Raw genomic sequence first — 22,287 nt, forward strand, 5'->3', positions numbered from 1 at the left:
GCATGAAAACGTCTTCCGGCCTTTCCGCTCACCCCTTCCCCGGAGGGGCAGCCTCCGGGCCCCCCGCCGCGACATGATACGCCGCTCCGCGGAAAGGCCGTCTCCGCCGCCCTTTTGCGGCACGAGGCACCTCCGCGAATCCCCGGCCACCCGCGCTGCGTCACAGACCTCTTATGTGCTTGTGTGCCGGAGTGGAGGAGGTCAAGCCGGGCGAGGCGCTTCCCGGCACCCTTCCGCACTATGCCGATCACCGCCCTCGCCCGTCCGACCGCGCGTTATCCTGCCGACCGCCTCCCCGTATATAATGTTGGCGAGATAGAGGAGGTCATAGAAGTGAACCGCATGGAATTCATATCCAGCCTGCGAACGACGTCGGCGTCCAAGATGGTGCTTTTGGTGCTGGACGGCCTGGGGGGACTCCCCCATCCGGAGACCGGCCTCACCGAGCTGGAGACCGCGCGTACTCCCCACCTGGACGCCTTGGCCAGGGATTCCGCCTGCGGGATGATCCACGCCGTGGGCCCGGGCATCACCCCGGGAAGCGGCCCCGCCCACATGGCCCTCTTCGGGTACGACCCGTTGCGCTATGAGGTGGGTAGGGGAGTGCTCTCCGCTCTCGGAGTGGGCATGGACCTCGGCCCGCACGACCTTGCGGCTCGGGTGAATTTCTGTACCGTGGAGGACGGGGTGATAACCGACCGGCGCGCCGGCCGCATCTCCACCGAGGAGAACGCGCGGCTGTGCGAGAAGCTCGCGGCCATAGAGCTGGAAGGCGCGGAGGCGATCATCCGCCCGGAGAAGGAGCACCGCGCGGCGCTGGTGCTGCGAGGCGAGGGCCTCTCTGAGCGCGTCACGGACACCGATCCCCAGAAGACGGGCCTACCTCCCCTGCCCTGCCGTCCGCTCGCGGAGGAGGACGAGGCGGCGCGAAGGACTGCTGCACTGGTCAACGAATACCTGGAAAAAGCTGCCAGGTTGCTCGCCAACGAACATCCGGCCAACATGCTGCTCACCCGGGGCTTCGCCCGGAAGCCCGACATACCTCCCATGACCGAGCTCTACGGCATACGGGCGGCCGCCGTGGCCACCTACCCCATGTACCGCGCCGTGGCCCGCCTGGTGGGGATGGAGCTGGTGGACACCGGTCCCTCCTTCGCCGAACAGGTGGAAGCCCTGGCCGGAGCCTGGGGGCATTACGATTATTTCTTCGTCCACTACAAGTACACGGACAGCCGCGGCGAGGACGGGGACTTCGAGGCCAAAGTGGCCTGCATCGAGGAGGTGGACACCTCCGTACCCCGCATCCTGGAGCTCGACCCCGACGTGCTGGTGGTGACCGGGGACCACTCCACCCCCTCCCTGCTCAAGGCCCACAGCTGGCATCCCTCCCCTCTTCTCTTCCATTCCCGGTGGGAGAGGAGGGACGACGTGGACTCCTTCGGAGAGAGGGCCTGCGCCCACGGCATCCTGGGTGTCTTCGCCGCCGTGGACTTGCTGCCCATGATGCTCGCTTGCGCCCAGCGCCTCTCCAAATTCGGAGCCTAAAGGGGTCAGGTCTTGAATCGTGATACCTCTAGGGGTATTTTAAGCGCTTTTAGCACCTCCGCGGTTTCTTAGAACAACTTGGAGATCACAGCTCAAACGTTTTTCCGACGTTGATGCAGAGGGCAAGTATTCAGCGGAAAGCCGGGGTATGCGCCGAAGCCAAGGGCCAATCGCTAAAACACATTAACGAGATGGTGTGGATCGCCGGGATGCGCCCCAAAGATCGTCAGGTCGCGCTTCTGGCAACCCTGTTGACGATCCTGCTCACCGCGGAATAATGCATCCCCAGGAAATCCCCAACCGATCTCAACGTGTATCCGTATTTGTGGATTGCCGAATAAATGCCCGTATCCCGGTCATGGTTTGAGAATATTTCCTCCAGGTCCGGTCTAGCCGCATATCTTTCCCCTTTGGGTATTTCCGGGCCCACTTGCCGGGCCACCTTCTCGAGAAGCACTCTCGTGGCCTCCTTTTCACCGAGAACTATCCCTCCATATGCGTTCTCCAGAGGTGAGGGTTCCCCGATGCCCTCATGGATGAAGGAGTCGTATAGCTCGACGGCCTCGTCCCGCCGGTTGGAGAACAGGCACAGGACATGGTCGGGACAGAAAAATTTCGCCGGTTTGTCCAAGCCGACCGTCGCCCGATAAGAAGACCATTTCCAATCCGCCGGTCCGTCCACCATCCCTGCCCGCACGGGATTGAGGGCCACATATCGTGCGACGGCCAGGAGCTTATCCTCGTCCTCGATGAGAATGGCTTTAAACCTACCCTGGAACACATGACCCACCCTATCGTGGCGCCGATTGAAATACTGAGCATATACGCCGTTCAACTGGCGCATCCCCCCGGAAAGGTTTGCCTTCTCGGTCCTGAGGAGGAGATGATAATGATTACCCATAAGGCAATAGGCATATACCGTCCAGATATATCGCTCGATAACATCGGAAAGCTTCTTCAGAAAGACATGGCGATCTTGATCGTCAAGAAAAATGCTCGTCCTCTCGTTACCGCGTGAGGTGATGTGATAGAGGGCATTTTCCAACTGCAACCTTAGCGGCCTGGCCATCTGTGTTTTCCTCCTTGCCCAGGCACTCAATTGACCTTTTTTTCTGAAATATATATAAGTTATATATGTTATACATATTTTAGCCAAACGCGCTGAGGATAGGAAGAGCTTTTTTTCAAATAAATAGGGTAGAGACATCCCCATAGGGGAATCCTTGCAAGAACTAAGGGTCCGTGAATACCCTAATGGGTATCACGATTCAAGACCTGACCCCATGGATCTTGACGGCGCAGACCTTGAGTTCGGGGATCTTGGCTACCGGGTCTAAGGCAGCTATGGTTAGCGCGTTGGCCGCTGCCTCGGCGAAGTGGAAGGGCATGAAGACCACGCCCCTTCCCACCCGTTCGGTCACCTTGGCCTCCACCTCCACGCTCCCCCGGCGAGAGGCGACGACCACTCGCTCACCGTCGGCGATGGCCAGTTCTGCGGCGTCCTCCGGGTTGACCTCGACGAACGGCCGGTCCGCCTCCTTCGCCAGTGAGGGCGAACGGCGGGTCATGGTCCCGGTGTGGTACTGGAATAGTATGCGCCCGGTGGTGAGGATGAACGGGTATTCCTCGTCCGGCTCCTCGGCCGGCGGCCGGTAGGCGACGGGGGTGAACCTCCCCTTCCCGATGGGAAAACCTTCCACGTGAAGGATGGGCGTCCCGGGATGGTCCTCGAAGGGGCACGGCCACTGCAGGCCGCGTGTGCCCAGCCGCCGGTAGGTAATGCCGGCGTAGCTGGGGGTCACTTTCCTTATCTCCTCGAAGACCTCCTCCGGGGATGCGAAGTCGAAACCGCTCGCCCCCATGCGCCTGGCCAGCTCGCAGACTATCCCCCAGTCCGGGCGCGCCTCTCCGACCGGCTCTATCGCCCGGCGAAACCTCTGCACGCGGCGCTCGGTACTGGTTATGGTCCCCTCCTTCTCGGCGAAGGAAGCGGCCGGTAAAACCACGTGGGCATGGCGCAGGGTCTCGTTTTCCATGATGTCCGCCACGGCCAGGAAGTCCAGCCTGGAGAGGGCTTCCCGCACGTGGTTGACGTCCGGGTCGGAGAGCATGGGGTTCTCCCCCATGATGTACATGGCCCGCAGGCGTCCCGTGGCGGCGGCTTCCATCATCTCCACCACCGTGAGGCCCGGCTTCCTGGAAAGCCCTTCCACACCCCATGCGGCCTCGAACTTACGCGCCGCCTCCTCGTCGTCCACCCTCTGGTAAGCGGTGAAAACGTCGGGGAGTCCGCCCATGTCGCAGGCCCCCTGCACGTTGTTCTGGCCCCGCAGGGGGTTGACCCCCGTTCCCGGCCTGCCGACGTTCCCGGTGAGCAGGGCCAGGTTGGCCACGGCGAGGACGTTGTCCGTGCCCGCCACGTGCTGGGTGATCCCCATGCAGTAGACGATGGCCGCCCTTCCCGCGCCCCCGTAAAGTCGCGCGGCCTCGATGAGGTTCGAGGCCGGGATGCCGGTTATCTCCTCCACCTTCTCCGGGGTGTATCCGGCCACTGCCTCGCGGAACTCCTCGAAGCCCTCGGTGCGTGAGGCGATGAAGGCGTCGTCCTGCAGACCCTCGGAGATGATGACGTTAGCCAGGCCGTTGAGGTAGGCGACCTCCGTCCCGGGCCTAGGGCGCAGATGTACCCGGGCGAAGCGGGTCAAGTGGATGGCCCGCGGGTCGATGACTATGAGTCGGGTACCCCTTCTCACCGCGGAAAGTATGCGCTCCCCGATGATGGGGTGTTGCTCGGTGGTGTTGGACCCCACCACCAGGATGACCTCCGCCTCCGCCAGGTCCTCTATGGAGTTGGTCATGGCCCCGCTTCCCAGTGCCGTCGCCAGACCGGCGACCGTGGGAGCGTGTCACAAGCGGGCGCAGTGGTCGACGTTGTTGGTGCCGACCACCGCGCGGGCCAGCTTCATGAGGAGGTAGTTCTCCTCGTTGGTGCAGCGGGCGGAGGCCAGGAATCCCACCGCGTCCGGCCCATGCTCCTCCCGCGTCCTCCGCAGCCCCTCCGCCACCGCCTGCAGCGCCGTGTCCCAGTCCGTCTCCACCAGCTCCCCGCCCCGGCGGATAAGGGGACGGGTCAGGCGGTGGGGGCTGTGCACGAACTCGTGGGCCGACCACCCCTTGATGCAAAGCGAGCCACGCGACACGGGGTGATCCTTCTGGGGAAGCGTCCCGGTGAGGCGCCCGTTGTTCGCCTGCAGGAGCACACCGCACCCCGTCCCGCAATAGACGCATGTGGAGGGGACCAGCCGGAAATCGAAATCCTCGTGCGCCATCTAAATTACCTCGTCTCTTCCTTTACCCTCATGTTACCTAACGAACTCCGATTCTTACCTTTTTCCGCATCATGTCCCGTTCTTTTCAGCAATTTTTCAGCAATTCACCGCATCTCCACCGGCGCCCGTAACTGCCGGGTTATTCGTCGGTAAAAACCGAAAAGTCTCGTCGTCCCCTTTCTCCAGCTCCTTCAATCCATAACCTAAAAGGTTCGTGCTTCCGCACTGAGCTCATCCCGAACACCTGAACCGCCTCAGGTTGATGCCTTCCTTACCGGTACACGTTCCAATGCTTTATGCCACCCGTTTCCCGGTCGTTACCCACCTTCTCCGGAGGTCTACGACTTCCGGTTTTTCCGCCGAAATACCCGATGGGGTATCACGATTCAAGACCTGACCCCAAGATCTTCTTTATTTCTTCCTCCGTGCCCAGCTCGCTCAGAGGGTTCCTGCGTCCCGGGTCCTCGCCCGGGCGGTAACCGAAGCGCTCCTCCATCACCTCCTGCATCCTGCGGTACAGGGAACGCAGCGGTATTCCCGCCGGACAGGCCTCCTCGCACAGCCCGCAGTCCACGCAGCGGCCGGCCATGTCCAGCGCCCTTATAAGATGGAAGGAGGGGAACTCCGGGGGGACGACCCCGGGCTCCACCAGCTGGGGATTCTCCAAGGCGCAGTCCTCGCAGAAGCACATGGGGCATACGTTCCGGCACCCGTAGCACTTGATGCACCGGGAGAAGTGTTCTTCCCAGAAGCGCAGGCGCTCGCGGTCGGACAGGGATTCCAGCTCCTCGATGGCCTCCCGTTCCGGGGCGGGTTCCGCCGTCTCCCCCAGGTGCACCCGGCTCGGGTAGGGCTTCCGGCACCCGCAGGCCCTGGCCTCCTCCGCGGAACAAGCCAGTCCCACCAGCTCCACCCGTTCCAGGTCCACCTGCTCCAGTTTGGCCAGCTCCACCAGGGCGCGCTCGTCGCACCCCCGCGCCAGCACGGCGAAACGCCGTCCCGGGTACTCGCGCAGGAGCTCGATGAGGAGCTTCCCCAGGGGATAACGCGCCCCACTCACGGAGACCCTTTCCAGGTCCGGGGAATCGGCGACGGTGACGAGCGCGGGGACGGCGCTCCCCTCCTCGTCCACCAGGCAGAGAAAGGCATCCGCCCCCTCTTCCAGTTTCTTCCTTATGACCGCCTTCAGCTCGTTCGCGTCCACCACGGCCGTCCTCACTTCCGCCTTCGTCCGACCTCTTCCCCCCGCCCTTTCGCCCCTGCCGGCACGCGGCGCAGGGGGGAGGGGCCCAGGGCCCTCACCTGCTCGGTGAAGGAGCGCACCACCTCGGCGTACTTTTCTCCCTCCGCCGCGGAAACCCACTCCAGGCGCAGTCGGCCCTCCTCAAGCCCCAGGAACCTGAGGGCCTCGCGCAACACCTGGAAGCGCTTGGCGGTCATGTAGTTCCCCTTGAGATAATGACAGTCGCCGATATGGCACCCGGCGATGAGCACCCCGTCCATGCCCTCCTGGAAGGCCTTGACCACGAAATAGGGGCTTATGGTCCCCGTGCACATCACCCGCACGTCCAAAACGTTGGGCGGGTACTGGAGGCGGGATACCCCGGCCAGGTCCGCCCCGGCGTAAGAACACCAGTTGCACAGGAAGGCCAGGATGCGTACGTCGTCCGCGCCCTCCGTGATGCTCCTCTCCTCCTTTTTTTCCTCCTCCATCTCCGCGCCTCGCCTCCCCGGCGGCCGCCTACTCATCCCAGGCCGTGGCCGCCGCCTCGATCTGTTCGCATATCTGGTCCGCCCTGAAACCCTGCAGGCGGCTGGCACCCGCCGTACAGGCCGCCGTGCACGTGCCGCACCCCTTGCACAGGGAGGGGTTCACGGAAGCCTTCCTCCTCTCCCGGTCCAGGGTGACCGCCTCGAAGGGGCATAGGCCCACGCATATACCGCACCCGGAACACCTCTCCTCGTCCACAACGGCCACCACGCCCTCGGTGATTATCTTCTCCCTGCTGAGTACGGACTCCGCCCGCGCCGCCGCGGCAGCGGCCTGGGCCACGGACTCCTCGATGGATTTGGGGGCGTGGGCCAGGCCGCACACGAAAACCCCGTCGGTGGCGAAATCCACGGGGCGCAGTTTCATGTGCGCCTCCAGGAAGAAGCCCTCCGCGTTGCGGGGAACCTTGAGCATAGGGGCCAACTCGGCATTGTCCGGGTTGGCGGTTATCCCCACCGAAAGGACCACCAGGTCGGTGTCCACGGCCACCTCCTCGCCCAGGCCCGCCTCGGGGACGGTCACCCGGAGGGCGCTCCCCCACCTGGCCACAGTGGGCCGTACTCCATCGGCGAAACGCAGGAAGACCACACCCGCCTCCCTCGCCTTCCGGTAGAGGTCCTCGCGGAAGCCGTAGGTGCGCACGTCCCGGTAGAGGACGTATATGTCCGCAGCGGGGTTCATTTCCTTGAGGGCCAGGGCGTTCTTCACCGCCTCCGTGCAGCATACCTTGGAGCAGTAAGGCCGCTCCTCGTCCCTCGAGCCCACGCACTGAATCATGACCGCGCGGCGGATTCCCGAAAGCCCCGGGTCCCGGGAGGCGATCCTTTCCTCCAGCTCCCACTGCGTGAGGACCCGTTCGTCCTCCCCGTAGAGATACTCCGTGGGCCGGTACTGTCCCCCTCCGGTGGCTACGATGACCGCGCCGTGCTCGAGCAGGGTCTCCCTGCCCTCTCCGTCGCGGACGAGGGTGCGGAAGCGGCCCACGAAGCCGGAGACATCCACCACCCGGTGCCCGGTGAGGACGGTTATGAGCTCCTCCCGCCGCACCCTCTCCACCAGGTCGCGGAGATAGGCCTGCACGTCTTCACCCCGGTAGTCGAAGTGCACGTTGCGCGCCAGCCCGCCCAGCTCCTGCTCCTTCTCCACCAGATAGACCGGGAATCCGGATCCGGCCAGCTGGAGGGCGGCGTTCATCCCCGCCACCCCGCCCCCGATGACCAGGGCGCGGGAGATGACCTCGCTCTCCCCCTCGGTCAGGGGCTCCAGGCGCACCGCCTTCTCGACGGCCATCCTCACCAGGTACTTGGCCTTCCGGGTGGCCTTTTCCGGCTCCTGCATGTGCACCCATGAGCAGTGCTCCCTGATGTTGGCCATCTCGAAGAGATATTTGTTGATCCCCGCCGAGCGTAGCGTCTCCCGGAAGAGGGGCTGATGGGTGCGGGGTGTGCAGGAGGCCACCACCAGGCGGTTCAGCCGGTGCTCCTCCACCATCTGGCGTATCCACTCCTGGGCGTCCTGGGAACAGGCGTAGAGCCTCTCCTCGGCGAATACCACCCCGGGCAACCCGCGGGCGTACTCCACCACCGCGGGCACGTCCACGAAGCCGCCGATGTTGGAGCCGCAACGACAGATGACCGCCCCCACCCGGGGCTCCTCTCCACGCACGTCCCTTTCCGGGGGATGCTCGCGGCGCGTGAGCAGGGTCCCCCGGGCCCGGTGCAGGGCGAGGGAGGCCACCCCCGCCGCCGCCGTGGCCTGGGTCACGGTGTCCGGTATGTCCTTGGGCTCCTGGGCCGCCCCGCAGACCAGCACCCCCGGGCGCGAGGAGAGGACGGGGAGGAAGGGGTCGGAGCGGGCGAAACCGTGCTCGTTGAGCTCCAGCCCCAGTCCCTCGGCCAGTCCGCAGGGGGCCTCCAGCCCGATGGAGAGGACCACCAGGTCGAACTCCTCCTCCCGCATGCACCCCTTCTCGTCCAGGTAGCGCAGGAGGAGGTCCTTGGTGCGTTGCCTCTCCCGTATCCCGGAGACCAGTCCCCGCACATAACGCACCCCTTGGCGGGTCTCCGCCCCCGTGTAGTATTTCTCGAAATCCTTGCCGTAGGCCCGCAGGTCGATGAAGAAGATGGTGGGCTCGATGGAGGGGAGGTGCTCCTTGGCGATGAGCGCCTGCTTGGTGGCGTACATGCAGCACACGCTGGAGCAGTATCCGTTGCCCACGGTCACGTCCCTCGAGCCCACGCACTGGATGAAGGCCAGCCTTCTCACCTCCCGCCCGTCGGAGGGGCGGATCACGCGCCCCTGGGTGGGGCCGTTGGCCCCCAGGATGCGCTCGAACTCCAGGGAGGTCACCACGTTGGGGTATATCCCGTACCCGTACTCCGTCTTGCGGGAGGCGTCGAAGGGACGGTAGCCGGGAGCGGCGATGACCATGCCCACTTCGAGGACCACTTCCCGCTCCCGGTCCTCGAAGTTCACGGCCCCCGCCTGGCAGACTTTGGCGCAGTTGCCGCACTTCCCTTTGGTGAGGTAGCGGCACACCGAGCCTTCGATGACCGCCGCCCCGGGGACCGCCTGGGGGAAGGGCACTCGTATACAGCGGGTCGTGTTGAGGTTCGCGTTGTAAGGGTCGGGTATCTTCACCGGGCACTTGGCGGTACAGTCCCCGCACCCGGTGCACTTCTCAACGTCCACGTAGCGGGGCCGCAGCCGCAGACGCACGCGCATGCTCCCCGGCTGGCCCTCCACAGAGAGGACATCGGCCAGGGTGAGGACCTCGATGTTCAGGTCCGAGGCCACCTCCACCATCTTGGGGGAGAGGATGCACATGGAGCACTCGTTGGTGGGGAAGGTCTTGTCCAGCATGCCCATGACCCCGCCGATGGAGGGCGAGGATTCGACCAGGTACACCCGGTAGCCTAGGCCGGAGAGCTCCAGCGAGGCCTGGATTCCACCCACGCCGCCGCCCACCACCATGACCGAGCCGAGGGGGAGCTTACCTCCGGCGGGCTCGACATCGTCCACGTCTTTCATGACTTGGTTAAGGTCCTCTTTCTCGTCCATCTTGCCGATCAAGTGGGTCGTCCTCCTCCCGTCCGCACCCCGTTCCTCCACAGGAGGGGCCGGGGATCCATGAGGTGCTTGGAGAGCCAGGAATCGGCCTCCTCCATTCCCAGGGCCAGCCCGATGAGCTCGGTGAAGAAGAACACCGGGAGGTCGTGTTCATGCCCGAAAGTGAGCTTCCCTTCCCGCTGGCGCATCTCCAGGTTGGCCAGGCACATGGGACAGGCGGTGACCAGGCTGTCCGCCCCGGCCTCCTCCGCGGCCTCGAAGAGCCTGTTCACCAGCCCCACCACCAGGTCGGTGCGGGTCAGGGAGAGGCTCCCCCCGCAGCAGTCGGTCTTGTAGGACCAGGGCCTGACCTCCGCCCCCAGGGCGTCCAGCAGCTCGTCCATGCGCCTGGGATGGTCAGGGTTGTCGCCCTCCATCATCTCCGGAGGACGGGCCATGAGACATCCGTAGTAGGATACCGGCCTGAGCCCTCGCAGAGGGTTCACGACTCTCTCCCTTAGTCGCTCAAGCCCCACCACCTCGTAGATCAGGTCCAGGAGATGCACGATGCGGCCCCGGAAGCGGGGGTCGGAACCGATGACCCTCTCCAGCCGGGAAGCCATCTCCTCGTCCTCGAGGAGCTCCATCTGGGCCGACCTCAGGTTGTGGTAACAGGCCGCGCAGACCACCACCAGGTCTCCGCCCCGCTCCCGCGCCCGGGCCAGGTTGCGCGCCGGAAGAGCCACGGAGAGGAGTCGGTTGGTCATGTGTGCCGATGAGGCGCCGCAGCAGCTCCAGTCTGGCAGAGGCTCCAGACGGATGCCCAGCGCTTGGGCCACGGCCACCGCCGAGTCACCGTACTCCTCCGCCGAGGAGAGCTGGGAGCAACCCGGGTAATAGGAATAACTTCCCACCTGCTTACCTCCGGCCGCCGAACCCCGTCCATCCGTCCCGCGGGAAAACGCCGTACTCGTACCCGCCTTTTCCGTGCACCTCGAGCGCGCCGCCAGGCGCCGAGAGGCCGGGAAAGACCCTGCGCGGCGCTTTCATGCCTCTGCCGCGAGAAGAGAGAGGCTCCCGCGTCATGCCGGGTCCTCCCATTCCTCGGCCCTTGCGCTGCGGCCTCATCCCTTTCCCACCGCCCCCTTCCCGCCGCTCTCGCTGAAGATGCGCCTTATCTCGCGGCGACCCCGCACCAGGCTGGGGACAAGCTTTATCTTGCCCTTGCGGAGCATCTCCACGGCCAGCCCTATATCGCTGAAGAGGTCGCCGGACAACGCCTTGTAGGCCCCCATGAGCACGGGCTCGCTTATCCTCCCCGTGGCCCGGATGTTCCCCAGGAAGCAGAAGTGGAAGAGGGGGACGTTCCTCTCCGCAGGCCGCACGCCCTTCTCCAGGGCCATCTGCCGCAGGGCGTCGATGACCCCGGCCACGTCGATGTCGTTGGGGCAGCGCGCCGTGCAGGTGACGCAGGAGGCGCATATCCATATTGTGCGGCTGGAGAGAAGCCTCTCCTCCTCCCCCAGCTGTACCAGTTTCATGGCCTGGTGGGGGAGCAAGTCCATGGCCGGGGTGAAGAGGCAACCCGTGCTGCACTTCCCGCACTGAAAACAGAGCCGCACTCGCTCGCCACAGCGCGCCTCTATTTCCCTTTCCAGCCCGCTACCCGTAGCTTTTATCATCCTCCCTCCCCGGTCGCCATCGATGGCAATCAATTATATTAATTCCGAAACGTGTACCATGTTCTATATCATGTCACCGCTCCGCGACCTCCACGAATCGGCGTTCCCGCGTCTCTGCCCCAAGGTATTGGAGGACCATGGGGCGAATGCGCCACGGATCTGCCCTCCTTCTGGGCCCTGACCCTCTAAGACAGTTCTGCAGGACCCTCACGGCACTCAATATCTTTTCCCATGCGGAAAGGGCCTTCCGGTCCCCCTTTCCCGAACGGACAAGAAAGGACCGTTCTTTACCCCACATTATCCCCAAGACCACCAACCGGAGCATGGGCAAGGTAGCCGTAAGGAGATTCGGCACCATGCCCGGCGCGAGTCCTTATCCGGCCGTCAAGGGAGAGGCCCTATCGCCGTCCCTGAGCGACGCGGTCTTTCCCCCGGGCAAAGCTCGCGCCCGTCAAACACTCGACATGAACAAGAATTAAAATTGACTCTATAGAATTATTTGATGGCCATTAAATTGTCAACCGCGACCGGTCGAGATATGAAGGGCTATGCCTGCGGCATATAGAACTATTGTTCGCGTAAAAATCGAAGAGGTCGGGTTTTTCAACGGATAAGATGGACAAGAACTCCAAAAGGATCGAATACGCGGCGGTGATCGCCTTTTTTCTTCTGGTCTCCGTTCTCTACACATGGCCACTGGCCCTACACGTCCACAATTGCCTCCCCGGCGACAACGGGATCTATGAGCCAACCGGGGAGCTCGGGGGTTTCGGCGATGCCCTGCACGCCGCCTGGCTCACCTCCTGGGATGCCCGAAAGATATTCACCGATCCCGGCAACTTCTTCCAAGGGAACATCATCTATCCCTCCCGGGACGTCAACACCTATTCCGAGCACCTCTTCATCATCGGCGTATGCGGAGCGCCCGTATACTTTACGACCCATAACCCGGTCCTGACCTTCAACTTCCTCCTGTTCTTCTCCCTGGTGCTCACCGCGTTCGGAACCTATCTCCTGCTCAAGGAGCTGACCGGGAGCGTCCCTGCAGGACTCGTGGCGGGATCGATATTCGCCCTGGCTCCCTTCCGCATGGCCCGGCCGGATCACCTTTGGTTCCTCTTCTCACCCTTCATGCCCTTCATGCTCCTCTACCTGCATCGCTACCTCGAATGGGGAGGGAGAAAACGCCTCCTCCTCTTCGCCCTCTTTTTCCTACTGCAATCCCTCTCCAGCTGGCATTACGCCATGTTCTGTGCCCTTGCCGCGGGGCTCTTCCTTCTCTGGAAAGCCGCCTTCTCACGCCACGGGCAGGAGTGGAAGATGCTCGGCCTTTCCGCGCTCTCCATGGCGGCGGCGTTCCTGCTCCTGATACCGCTCCTCCTCCCCTACCTGAGAACCCATTCCCGGCTGCCCGGTTTCGAGAGGTCGGTCTCGGAGACGGTGCCCTATTCCGTGCACGCCTCCGATTTCCTGCGTGTCCTTCCCCAGAGTGTGCTCTATGGGAAAGCGCCGGGCCCCTTCCGCCACATAATGGCTTTCCGGGGCGCGGCCCTGTTCCCCGGCTTCCTGGTCATCGCGCTCTTCATCCTCGGGCTTCTCGCCCTGTACCGCTCCGCCAGGCGACGGCACGTCCCGGCAGCAGAAGGCCCCGGGGTACCCGAAGGGCTGGGGGCGACCTTGCAAGAGGAGGCGGAGAGCGGAGAATCGGTTCCGCCGAGGAGGGAAGTCACCCAGCGGCGAACTCCGACACCGGTCCGGGATGCCGGTTACTTCGTCGTCCTCACGGTAGTGGGGCTCCTCTTCTCCTTCGGGCCGCGCATCGGGAAGTTCAACAACCTCTTCTACGCCATCCCGTACAACCTCGGAATACTTAAGTTCACCCGGACGCCCATGAGGATATACCTCATCGCCCTCCTCGGAATCGCCGGCCTGGCCGGCTACGGAACCTGGTTCCTCCACTCCCGCGTGTCAGCCGTCCGAGAAGGAGGCCGCTCGCGGTCCTTCATCTCGAAGGCCTTCCCCCCTTTCCTGCTCGGCCTGCTGGTCTTAGAGATGGCTACCTTCAACATCCCCATCTACCGTGTCCCGGTGGGCAAGGAGGTCCCCGAGGTCTACCGCTGGGCCGCGGAGAGCGGGGACGCCCGCTTCATCGAGCTCCCCTCCCCACCTCTCACCCAAGGAGCCCTTACCTACGATGGATGGGGTCTCGGCTTCGTGACCGCGGACCCCGTGGAGTACATCGATCATGACGGGCTGGCGATGTATTACAGCACCTACCACTGGAGGAGGATCGTCAACGGGCGCAGCTCGTACTTCCCCTATTTCTACCTGCGCATCTACGACGAGATGACCGCCTTCCCCTCCAAGAGGACCCTGGGACTCCTGTCCGGACTCCATGTGGATTACGTGATCTGGCACTGGGAATGGACCGAGGAAGGCTCGCGGGAAGAGCTGCGCGACAAGCTGCTCGACTTCCCGGGACTGGACCTGGTTGCAGACTTCGGAGACCAGGCCGTATTCCGGGTGGCGGAAACGGAACTGGCGGAGGCCGGAGAGCTGGAGCTTGCCCTCGCCTGCCCCCGTTCCGCGCCGCAGGGGGAACGCCTGAACCTCGGACTCCTCGCGCACAACCCCACCGAGAAACCATTCGTCATGGCCGTGGAAGAGGCCCAGCCCTTCATCGCCAGGTTTGAAGGGGAGAGCGACCTCGAGATACGGGGGACCTTCCGCGTCCCGCTTTATCTGGCACCGGGAGAGACGGCCACCATCCCCCTGACCGTGTCCAGCGCTCCTATGGCCGGCGATTACCGCTTGGAGGTCCGCCTGGACGAGGGGCTTTTTGCGCCGCTCTCCCTCTCCTCCGAGATCACACTCCGTGGCTATGAAGAATTGGTCGGGTCGGGCGTCCTGAACGGGAAGGTGTATCTTGCCGGTTTAGGGGACACGCTGCACATCCCCGTGACCGGCGGGCTCTTTCCCGTCGTACTTCAGGCGGAGAACACCGGTCAGAACTACTGGATGGCCTACTGGGACCGGGGGCGCGAGGAGGAATATCCCTATGGCCTCGTCCGGGTCTGGATCGGATGGTCACAGGGTAACGATTGGGTATGGGACCAGCATATATCCTTCTTACCCTGCGACCTGCCCGCCGGTCAGTCAGCGAGATTCTCCGTGCTCGTACGGCCGCCGAGTGAGCCGGGGGAATACGGCCTCAATGTAGCCCTTTACGACGAGCAACTGGGCCAGTTGAGCGAGATGTCTCAGATTAAAGTCAGTGTAAGTTTGGGTGAGGGCAATGCCGACCCTTGAGGTAAAGATCGAGGCAAGCTATCCCGATTTCGTGTCAGAATAAGAGGAATCGAAAGAGCGAGCCGTAGCCTGAACGAGTCATTCCACCATCCACAGGAGGTTCTCGGCCTCCTCAGCCCTGCCCCCTTCCTTCATCAGGTAAGCGGCCAGTTGAGTGGCCAGTACCTTGAGGTCATCGGTGTTCAGATATCGGGAGCTGCAGCGGTCAAAGAGTACCCGGCATTCCGGAGGGAACTCTTCGTCGCCCCAGTGGAGGACGAGGAGCAGGGGCACGCGGGGAAAGGCACGGAAGACGAAAGACTCATCGCCGAAATCCGCCTTCACGCCGCCCAGCCGTGCCGCGATCTCCCCGAGTGCTCCCCGCCGGAATCCGAACATGTCGGCCAAAGGCCTTTCTATGGTCGGGGAAATGGTGGCGGCGTAGAACCTCCCTCCTGGGAGGTCCCGATAAGCTATCCACTCGCCGCTCTCCGGAACCCCACAGGAGAGCTTGACATACCGGAGTGCCAGCACACGCAGAGACAGGCTCTCCAGGTGGGGAGGCAAGGACATGCGCCCTTCGGGCAGCCATATCTCGATCTCCCCGTTGAAAGAGGGGATGAGGAGTTGAAAAGCGCCATCTTCCAGTTCTTTACAGGAAAACCCTCCCAGTTCCGCCTGGCGGCAGAGGTCTAACCCTTGTAGTTCCTCCAACGCCTGGAGAAGGGTGGCCCTCCGTTTCGCCTCGACATCAGGCTTACCGCTCATCATCCCTCTTAACCGCCATGTTCCTCCCCTGCCGCAGGCAAGTGAGGAGTCGCCTCCGTTCGTCTCCCTTTCCGCTTGCGGCCTTTACTGCTCCTCCTGCACCGCGTCCCCTTCCCGGGGTTGGTAAGGGGTGTCGTCCTTCACCTTCCTGCAGGTGGCCTGCTTGGAGAACCTGCCCCTCCCTCTCCAGAAATCGGGAACCAGCATCTGCAACTCGACCACCTCCCGAGGCTTTCACCACTCTTTTACTTTTTTAACTTAATTATAAAATAATATAATGTTGATAAAAATTACAACATCTTGATACGGAGCATGTGGGAGGGAGGAGCGTGGAGAAGGGCATATTTCACCGCCGCATCGAATTCGATATCGGGGAGGACGAGGAGGGAAGGGTCTTCCTCACCGGAACGCTCCAGGACACCCGCCTGGGACAGCCCGTGCACCACATGTCGGTCAGGGCTGCCGTGGACCTCGTGGATGGCCGCATCCAACTCCTGGAGGGCGAGATGCTTCACGTGCCCCACCAGGATTGTCGTCATGCTTTACGCACGCTGCAGCGCCTTGTGGGGGTGGAGATAAAGCCCGGCTTCACCCAGCTGGTCCGGGATGTGGTTGGTTCTCCCGAGGGCTGCAGCCACCTCGCCGTCCTGGTGACCAACCTGGGGCACGTCAGCGTGCAGGGAAGGGGTGCCCTTCTGGTGCACAGGTTCGGCGGCGGCGACAAGGCGGTGCGCATGATGCGCGAGCAGGCTATTCGCCTAGGTATCATGGGAAGCTGCTACACCTGGAGGGAAGACGGTCCACTCATGAAGCGCATGCGGGAGGAAACGGGGCCATGACTCGCACACCCCGCTCCGTGACCCTGCCATGAAGACCGCGAGCGAGCGTCCGGAATGCCACCCGCCGTTTATCGTCACGGGACGCGCACATAATGCGGGGTCGGAGCTCATGAAGGTGTTCCCCCTGGCTCGCGCCGCAGGCCTGACATGCTCGTCCCAAGGGGCCAGGGGCATGCTCTTGCGAATGCGCAGACACCCTCAGTTCAGCCCTCGGGACGAGGCGAGTGGCCGAGGGGATTCCAGGTCGGGTTAACTCAAAACGGGGACGGGCCGAATATTCGATTGATGCACCGAAAAGGTGGCCGCCGCGCCGGAGTCAAGGGGCGGGTGGACCGTCCGTCGGTCCTGAAGGCCGAGGAAGGGGCCATTCCCGAGAGACGCGTTCCGAGTCGAGGCCTGGTGAGTCCATGGGATGGAAGATCTACGGATCGGCGATCGTGTTTCTTTTTGGTCTGGCGGTGGGTAGCTTCGACAACGTCGCCGCCTACCGCATCCCGGAGGGAATATCCCTCTGGTCGCCACGCTCCTTCTGCCCCCGCTGCCAATCCCAGATCGCCTGGTATGACAACATCCCCATCTTGAGCTTCGTCCTCCTCCGCGGGCGCTGCCGGAGATGCGGGGAGGCCATTTCTTTCCGTTATCCTCTCGTGGAGCTGGCCAGTGGGCTCCTTTTCCTGACCGTATTCGCCAGGCTGGGGTTCGAGTGGCGTGCGGAACTCGTGCCCCACCTCTTCCAGGTCACCATCCTGATCATCGTCTCGGCGATCGACCTGCAGCGCCAGATAATCCCCAACCGCGTGATCTACCCCTCCATACCCCTGGGCCTGGCGGCCATGGGGGTTGTAGCCCTGGCTAGAGGAGATGTCTGGATCATCCTTCGCAGCTTGGCCGGCCTGGCCATAGGGGGCGTTCCATTGGGACTCCTCGCCCTCCTCCTGCCCCGAGGCATGGGTATGGGGGACGCCAAACTGGCCGCCTTCACGGGGATCTTTCTCGGGTTCCAACAACTGACGGCCCTATTCCTGGCCTTCCTCACCGGCTCACTAGCCGGCATAGCCCTCATTGTCGCGGGCCGCAGAGACAGGAAGTCACGCATACCATTCGGGCCCTTCCTGGCCCTGGGTGCCTTTCTGGCCTTGATGTTCGGTGAGAGGATCTGGGCGCTCTACCGGGGATTGTTTTGAGGTCTTACCTCCAAGGACCACCGTTTCCGTCCGTTTCTTACCCCGCCGGAAGGCCGGTAGCGGGTGGGGAAAGAATATATACCATGATAAGCAGTTATGACGCGGCGAGCCGGGTGAGTCCCCTTTACCCCGTTCGCGGCGTTCGCGTGGGGGAAGCCGAGCGGACCTCCCCTTCATCGGTCGAGAGGCGTTCCTGACCCGAGGAAGGCTGTCCGATGGAAACACCGGGCACTGAGGAGAGCATGGGTGGGACGAAGAAGGGCGTCGTCCGTGCCCTCCGTGAGGCGTTGCGCAGGGCGGGTAGTCGCCTGTCCCCCGTAGCCGAGAGGTATTACCGGTCCACTGCCCCCTACCGGCTGTCCTCAGCGGACAGGGCTGTCGCCTTGGGCCTTACGACGTTCTTCTTCCTCCTTTACCTCTATACCTGCAGCCACAGCCCGAACATGGCGGGGGATTCCCCGGAGCTCGTCGCCGGCAGTTATTCGCTCGGCGTGGTGCACCCTCCCGGTTATCCCCTATATACCCTGATCGGCTTCCTTTTTTCCCGCCTTCCCTTTGGAAACATCGCCTTTCGCGTCAACCTCACCTCGGTCATCTACCATACCTTGGCGCTTTTACTCTTTTACGTCTGCACCTTGAAGATCACCGGCAGCCGGGTCACTGCTTCCATCGCCTGTGCGGCCCTTGGTTTTTCGCCTCTTTTCTGGTTCTATTCCCTGATGGCCGAGGTCTTCCCCCTCAACGACCTCTTCATCGTCGTCATCCTGTACACGGCGATAAGGTCACGCGAGAGGTGGCAGGAGGGAGACATTAGTGGTTCCTTCCGCCGCCTGCTCCTCCTCTCCTTCCTATTAGGACTTAGTCTTTGTAACCACCAGACGATTATTTTCCTCTTCCCCGCCGCCCTGCTCATAGCTCTGCAGCCCCTTTTGCACAACCTGAGGAAGGTGCGCTTCGCGGCTCTTTTTACGACAGCCTTTCTTCTCGGCCTCCTCCCCTACGTCTATCTCCCGTTGAGCGCCTCACGAGGCCCTTATGTGAACTTCGGCGACCCCTCGACATTGAAGGATTTCCTCAACGTGGTGACCAGGCGCTATTACGGCACCGCGAGGCTTTGGAAGGGCGTGAGCGCCGAACACCGCCTGGATCTCATCCTCGACTGCCTGAAAAGCATAGGGTCACAGGCCCGCGCCTTCGGCATGGCCTTGGGTGGGATAGGCGCCTTCCGCATGGCCAGAAGGAGGATGGGCGACTTCCTGCCCCTCATCGTCGCCTTCATCGGTGGTTTCGTGGTCTTCCCAGCCCTGGCCAATGTGAAATTGCTGGGCTCCTTTCACATCTCCACCATCGAGAGGTTCTACCTCCTCCCGGGAATCCTCTTTTTCTTCTTCATCGGGGAGGGAATCGAGGCCATACGCCAGGGGGTAAGGGGATTCCTTTCCAAGACACCATTCCGGGCTGACGTCCTGAGGGTCGTGAACTGGACACTTGCCCTGCTGCTCTCCTTGCCTTTCATCCTCCCTGCCACTAAAACGGTCACCGAGGTCAGCCTGAGATACGACGTCATCGGAGAGGCTTACATAGACGACCTCCTGGCTTCCGTGGAGGAAGGCTCCCTGATCTTCGTGGAGGGCGACGTCCCCACGCAGCTCATGGAATATTACGAGACCTGCCTTCCGTCGCGGAAAAGGATCTACGTCGTCATCTATCCCTTCATCTTCAACACTTGGTACGCCAAGACGCTGCACAAGTGGTATCCGGACCTCAACTTCCCCGAACTTTCCGAGCTCCCCATCCACAGGGGAATGTCCATGGACGAGATGAGGCTCATCTACGTGCAATACATCGTGGCCTCCAACCCCCAGGTGACCAGCTTTCACACGCTCACCAGACCGGCATATCTGGATGAGCACTTCGAGATGGTCCCCTGGGGGATGACCTTCAGGCTGTTCCCCAAGGGCACGGAGCCGGAACTAGGTGGTTATCTGGCCCGCCAGCTGGAGTTCTGGCAGCGTTTCCGATCGCGCGGCATGGACTTGTCCTATTACAGCTATAACCGCAGGGAATACGACATCATCCCCTTCTTCTCCCAGTTCCCCGGGGAACTGGCGGATTACCTAGCGGAAAGAGGCCTGCGTCAGCAGGCGCTCCGCTTCCTGCTCATAGCCTATTCCATCGCCCCGGATCCGGATTACCTGCGCCGGATAGCCGAGATATATAGGGAAGACGGCAATCTCAGGGAATTCTTAAACTTCTACGCGCTGACCATCGGGCTCGAAAAGTACGACAACCAGGTCATCGCCGAGGAACTGCTGACCCTCGAAAGAGCCCTGGAGGGCTACGGTGAAGAATAGGCTGCGCCCCGAAATCGGTTTAAAGCTCCTTCTGCTCCTGGGAATGCTTTTCGTCCTCCTGCTTTTCACGCTCCCTTTCTGGAGCACCACCCGCATTCCCTACCAGGGGGACGTGATAAACAGCGATGTGACGGAGTATAACTTCCCGATCAAGGTGTTTTACGCCCAGTCCCTGAGAGAGGGCAAGTTGCCCTTCTGGGTTCACGAGCTGGGCTGCGGCTTTCCCCTCCTCGCCGAAGGGCAGAGCGGTCTACTTTACCCCTTGAACCTCCTGCTTTACCGCTTTGTCTCTCCCATCCCGGCTTTCAACCTGTCCATCATCGTGAGCCTGGCCTTGTGCCTTCTCTTCTCCTACCTCCTCTTTCGGGAGTACGAGCTCTCCCGGGGGGCATCGTTCTTCTCCTCCGTGGCCTTCACCTTTTCCGGCTACACCATGGCCAGGCTCAAGTTCAATTACTTGGTGCTTTCCCTGGGTTGGACCCCCCTGGCCGTTCTCGGCCTGGAAAAAAGCTTCAGACACCGGAACTTCGCCTATATCCTCCTAACCGTCCTGGCCCTGTCCATGCAGATATTGGCCGGCGGACCTCAGCTGTTCATGATCACTTTGTCCCTTCTTGGTTTCCTCTTCCTCTGGAGGTATCTGACCTCGCTAGGGCGGCTGAGGTCCCCGGAGGAGGAGACGGATAGGAGGGCTGCCCGGCGCGCCGCCGTCATCCCCTTGCTTTCCATCGTCATATGCGTGCTCCTGGCCCTCTCCCTGGCCGGTCCCCAACTAGTGCCCATGTTGAAGGGGTACACGGTGTCCGACAGGGCGATGAACCAGACCTTCGATTTCTCCCTCGGGGTGTCCATGCAGCCCCGCAACCTGGCGATGCTCTTCTCTCCCTACCAGTACGGTAACCCGGCACGGAACACCTATGACCTGCACCGCGACTACTTCTGGGAGGACATAGCCTATCCCGGCCTTCTCACCTCGGTACTCGCCCTGTTCGCCCTCTTCCTCTTCCGTTTGAGGGATGAGACGACCCTGATGTGGTGTGCCGCGGGCGTGCTCGCCCTGATGATATCCCTCGGCGCGCTGACCCCCTTCGCCGAGTTCCTGTGGCGCTATATCCCCGGTTTCCGTTTCTTCCGCTTCTGGCAGAGGTTCCTGGTGGTGATGGTGCTGTCTCTCTCCTACCTGGCCGGAAAAGGCTTGGACGCCGTGCTCGGAAGAGTAGGACCGGGGAAACTCTGGCGTTTCTCCGTGGCGACCCTTTGCATAGGGGTGCTCCTCGTGGACCTCGGGCTCTTCTCCTACCAGCAGGTCACCACCATAGATGCCAGTCGCCTCATGAAAGACAATCCCACCGCCGAAGCCCTCAAGGAGAGGTTGGAATCCGGGGGATCAGGGCCGCTGCAGCGCGTGGCCATGGTGGGCGGGGAGGACCTCTGGAGGGAGGTCATGAGGCAGTCGAGGGGTTGGCTCGGCGACAAGGGCGTCCTGCAGGGCTTCTTCCTGTTTCTGCCACCCAACCATAACCTGCTCTTCGGCCTGAGCTCCTTCTCCCAATACGGCGATTACGGGATCTATCGCTTCAAACTCCTCGATGACATGGCTCATTATTTCTACGTCCGCGATGAAGATTGGAAGGGAAGACTGACCGACACCGCCGTGAACATCCTGGCCTTGTTCGGCGTCCGTTACCTGATCAGCCCGCTCAAGCTGGACCAAGAAGGCCTGCGGCTGGTGGAGGTCGAGGACACCCCTATACGCGGCGTTACCCTGAACATATATGAGATCGAGGACCCCCTGCCGGCAGCAAGGATGGTGCAGGACGTCCGGGTTCTGGAAACCGGAGAGAGCGTCGGATTCTCCCAGATCATGGAAGCTTTGTGGAACGGGGAGTCCTCCCGGAATAGCGTCATCCTCGAGGAACGCCTCGGGGAGCAGTTCGGTCCCGGTTCTCCCGGGGAAGCGGAAATAACCTCCCTCTCAAGCGCCAGGATATCCGTTTCCGCAGACACACCGGGGGGAGGTACACTAATTCTAAGCTCCACCTACTACCCCGAATGGCACGTCTACGTGGACGGCGAGGAGCGAGAGCTTCTGCGGGTCAACTTCGCGGCCATGGGAGTGGTCCTAGGACCCGGAAAGCATGAGGTTGAATTCGTCTTCCGGCCCGTCTCCTTTTACTACGGCATCTTTCTGTCCGCAGCCTCCATCCTCCTGACGGCCCTTCTTTGGATATGGACCCGGAAGATGGGCTACCTGCGCCTGAGATGATCTCGGACAAGGTCGTGAGCCTTAAGACGATCCTCCGGAGCATGTCCAGGAGGGGCTCGGTGCTCACGATATAGAGCCGGGCAAGAGAAAATCCATTCCCTTCTGTCCAGCATGGTGCGCTTCGCAGTGGAGCCCTTAATCCCAGAGAAGTCCTTACTACGAGACCGAAAAACCTCGGAATACGCAGACCGGCCCTCTACCCTTATAAGCCCG

Annotated in this window: 15 protein-coding genes; 6 read left to right on the forward strand and 9 right to left on the reverse strand. The window is 62.4% G+C overall.

From position 1 onward, the window contains the following. Positions 1–333 precede the first annotated feature (333 nt). Positions 334–1,545 carry a 2,3-bisphosphoglycerate-independent phosphoglycerate mutase gene (locus H7007_RS03890; RefSeq protein ID WP_350340616.1) on the forward strand — a complete coding sequence of 404 codons (1,212 nt, stop codon included), beginning with the start codon at positions 334–336 and terminating at the stop codon, positions 1,543–1,545. Between the two features lie 226 nt (positions 1,546–1,771). Here H7007_RS03890 and H7007_RS03895 read toward each other — a convergent pair whose 3' ends face one another. The 7 genes from H7007_RS03895 to H7007_RS03925 form a co-directional block, all read right to left on the reverse strand. After that, positions 1,772–2,614, reverse strand: coding sequence for an REP-associated tyrosine transposase (locus tag H7007_RS03895; RefSeq protein WP_287153207.1), 843 nt, complete (start codon positions 2,612–2,614; stop codon positions 1,772–1,774). A 199-nt stretch (positions 2,615–2,813) separates the two neighbouring features. Further along, positions 2,814–4,874, reverse strand: coding sequence for a formate dehydrogenase subunit alpha (gene fdhF, locus H7007_RS03900; RefSeq protein ID WP_287153209.1), 2,061 nt, complete (start codon positions 4,872–4,874; stop codon positions 2,814–2,816). 379 nt (positions 4,875–5,253) lie between these two features. Next, positions 5,254–6,093: a hypothetical protein gene (locus H7007_RS03905; protein WP_287153211.1), complete on the reverse strand. Its 840-nt coding sequence runs from the start codon at positions 6,091–6,093 to the stop codon at positions 5,254–5,256. Beyond that, positions 6,090–6,587, reverse strand: a complete 498-nt coding sequence (locus H7007_RS03910) for a hydrogenase iron-sulfur subunit (protein WP_287153212.1) — start codon at positions 6,585–6,587, stop codon at positions 6,090–6,092. The genes H7007_RS03905 and H7007_RS03910 overlap by 4 nt, the downstream gene beginning before the upstream one ends. Before the next feature lie 28 nt (positions 6,588–6,615). After that, entirely contained in the window at positions 6,616–9,717 is a 3,102-nt protein-coding gene (locus tag H7007_RS03915; RefSeq protein WP_287153213.1) for a CoB--CoM heterodisulfide reductase iron-sulfur subunit A family protein, read from the reverse strand. After that, entirely contained in the window at positions 9,714–10,607 is an 894-nt protein-coding gene (locus tag H7007_RS03920; protein ID WP_287153214.1) for a CoB--CoM heterodisulfide reductase iron-sulfur subunit B family protein, read from the reverse strand. The genes H7007_RS03915 and H7007_RS03920 overlap by 4 nt, the downstream gene beginning before the upstream one ends. Positions 10,608–10,817: 210 nt before the next feature. Continuing rightward, positions 10,818–11,375 (reverse strand): 4Fe-4S dicluster domain-containing protein, encoded by a 558-nt coding sequence (locus tag H7007_RS03925; protein ID WP_287153215.1) that lies wholly within the window; start codon positions 11,373–11,375, stop codon positions 10,818–10,820. Positions 11,376–11,990: 615 nt separating this feature from the next. Here H7007_RS03925 and H7007_RS03930 point away from each other — a divergent pair. Next, entirely contained in the window at positions 11,991–14,684 is a 2,694-nt protein-coding gene (locus tag H7007_RS03930; RefSeq protein WP_287153216.1) for a putative glycosyltransferase family protein, read from the forward strand. Positions 14,685–14,762: 78 nt separating this feature from the next. On the opposite strand, the gene H7007_RS03935 is transcribed toward H7007_RS03930, so the two are convergent. Both H7007_RS03935 and H7007_RS03940 read right to left on the reverse strand, forming a co-directional pair. Then, positions 14,763–15,431, reverse strand: coding sequence for a DUF3786 domain-containing protein (locus tag H7007_RS03935; RefSeq protein WP_287153217.1), 669 nt, complete (start codon positions 15,429–15,431; stop codon positions 14,763–14,765). An 84-nt stretch (positions 15,432–15,515) separates the two neighbouring features. Further along, positions 15,516–15,644 carry a hypothetical protein gene (locus H7007_RS03940; protein WP_287153218.1) on the reverse strand — a complete coding sequence of 43 codons (129 nt, stop codon included), beginning with the start codon at positions 15,642–15,644 and terminating at the stop codon, positions 15,516–15,518. 116 nt (positions 15,645–15,760) lie between these two features. Between H7007_RS03940 and H7007_RS03945 the strand changes: the two genes are divergently transcribed. The 4 genes from H7007_RS03945 (at position 15,761) to H7007_RS03960 (ending at position 22,074) form a co-directional block, all read left to right on the forward strand. After that, entirely contained in the window at positions 15,761–16,270 is a 510-nt protein-coding gene (locus H7007_RS03945; protein ID WP_287153219.1) for a DUF2889 domain-containing protein, read from the forward strand. Between the two features lie 437 nt (positions 16,271–16,707). After that, positions 16,708–17,454: a prepilin peptidase gene (locus H7007_RS03950; protein ID WP_287153221.1), complete on the forward strand. Its 747-nt coding sequence runs from the start codon at positions 16,708–16,710 to the stop codon at positions 17,452–17,454. Positions 17,455–17,696: 242 nt separating this feature from the next. After that, entirely contained in the window at positions 17,697–19,808 is a 2,112-nt protein-coding gene (locus H7007_RS03955) for a glycosyltransferase family 117 protein (RefSeq protein WP_287153223.1), read from the forward strand. Further along, the gene (locus tag H7007_RS03960; protein WP_287153224.1) at positions 19,798–22,074 is read left to right on the forward strand and encodes a YfhO family protein; all 2,277 of its coding nucleotides are present in this window, start codon (positions 19,798–19,800) and stop codon (positions 22,072–22,074) included. The genes H7007_RS03955 and H7007_RS03960 overlap by 11 nt, the downstream gene beginning before the upstream one ends. Positions 22,075–22,287: the final 213 nt, after the last annotated feature.

The organism is Candidatus Solincola tengchongensis (genome assembly GCF_015711935.1).
GTDB lineage: Bacteria > Actinomycetota > Geothermincolia > Geothermincolales > RBG-13-55-18 > Solincola_A > Solincola_A tengchongensis.

Coding starts and splice junctions, on each gene's coding strand:
- H7007_RS03895 (WP_287153207.1), bottom strand. CDS start 2,614: ATGGCCAGGCCGCTAAGGTTGCAGTTGGAAAATGCCCTCTATCACATC.
- H7007_RS03910 (WP_287153212.1), bottom strand. CDS start 6,587: ATGGAGGAGGAAAAAAAGGAGGAGAGGAGCATCACGGAGGGCGCGGAC.
- H7007_RS03925 (WP_287153215.1), bottom strand. CDS start 11,375: ATGATAAAAGCTACGGGTAGCGGGCTGGAAAGGGAAATAGAGGCGCGC.
- H7007_RS03930 (WP_287153216.1), top strand. CDS start 11,991: ATGGACAAGAACTCCAAAAGGATCGAATACGCGGCGGTGATCGCCTTT.
- H7007_RS03935 (WP_287153217.1), bottom strand. CDS start 15,431: ATGAGCGGTAAGCCTGATGTCGAGGCGAAACGGAGGGCCACCCTTCTC.
- H7007_RS03955 (WP_287153223.1), top strand. CDS start 17,697: ATGGGTGGGACGAAGAAGGGCGTCGTCCGTGCCCTCCGTGAGGCGTTG.